Source organism: Paraburkholderia sp. SIMBA_027 (genome assembly GCF_046535315.1).
GTDB classification, from domain to species: domain Bacteria; phylum Pseudomonadota; class Gammaproteobacteria; order Burkholderiales; family Burkholderiaceae; genus Paraburkholderia; species Paraburkholderia tropica.
Map to the genome: position 1 here is coordinate 1 of NZ_JAWRWY010000279.1, position 317 is coordinate 317.

The 317-nt window shown below is 36.6% G+C and carries 1 protein-coding gene; it reads left to right on the top strand.

What is annotated here, in order from left to right; all coding sequences use genetic code 11:
* On the top strand, window positions 1-317 hold a 317-nt coding region (locus SB764_RS39100; RefSeq protein ID WP_410866626.1), incomplete at both ends, for a TRAFAC clade GTPase domain-containing protein.

A 317-nucleotide genomic window follows, 5' to 3' on the forward strand; every position in this document is an offset into this window, starting at 1 on the left:
TGAGGGGTGTGATAATTTTACAGATTGCAAATATTACAATGCTATATTACTTGACGGAGAAGAAATAAATAATGTGGGTGGGGATTTTACAAAAGTATCATGGACAGGTAATTCATTTGGCTTAGAGGATTTGAAATTTTTAACCGCTTCCTCTAAAACAATTATGGTAGGCGTAACTGGTGCGGCAAGTGCTGGAAAAACAACCTTCTTAGCATCCCTATATTGTCTGATAAGGAATGGTGAAAAAATTGGTGATTATGATTTCGCAGGCTCATTAACCCTAAATGGATGGGAAGATATTGCTTGGTATCTAGGAT